The following is a 518-nucleotide window of genomic DNA, read 5'->3' as shown; positions in this document are numbered from 1 at the left end:
GGTGTCGCAGTGCCCGGGCAGGCTCACAGTACCTGGCCTGCTGAAGCTGCTGCCAGTCCTGCAGGACCGGTGGAAGGGTCTCCGGCATGGACGGTGTGAACACCTCCCCGTCACGTGCACCCGGCCCTGGATGAAGGGATATCAGCACCTCCGGCATGGCGAGCCTGAGCCACGCCAGGTCACTGCGGCACTGCACACCCGGCGCAGGAAAGGGATAAGGCGCACTGGCGGAGGTTGCTGAATACGATGCCAGTGACATCACCAGCGCGAGCTGCGTGAACAACATGGCCACCCGGCTGCCCCTCACCCCGCCTCCCCGCCGGCCGTCACCGGGTCATCTGCCGGACTGCCGGTCACCACGGCCACCGTCAGCGGCCTGTCCATCACCAGGCGCTCACGCAGCAGCACCTGTCGTCCGCCCGGGCGGTTACGCCACAGCCGGTATTCCGGCAGGCCCTGCAGCACACGCAGCACGCCCGCCTTTATCACCCCGGTCTTGACCAGCTCAATACGCAGCT

Annotated in this window: 2 protein-coding genes; both read right to left on the bottom strand. The window is 67.4% G+C overall.

The window, feature by feature from the left end:
- The coding region (locus tag ACERY3_RS25355) for a hypothetical protein (protein ID WP_373226802.1) at positions 1–292 on the bottom strand (292 nt) is incomplete at its 3' end.
- 11 nt (positions 293–303) lie between these two features.
- Positions 304–518, bottom strand: a 215-nt coding sequence (locus ACERY3_RS25350; protein WP_373226801.1) for a hypothetical protein, incomplete at its 5' end; no start/stop codon positions are given.

Source organism: Enterobacter cloacae complex sp. ESBL7, from assembly GCF_041679625.1.
In the GTDB taxonomy this organism is placed as follows: Bacteria; Pseudomonadota; Gammaproteobacteria; order Enterobacterales; family Enterobacteriaceae; genus Enterobacter; species Enterobacter asburiae_B.
The sequence above is the reverse complement of the archived record's forward strand: the minus strand, read 5'-3'. Positions and strand labels throughout refer to the sequence as shown.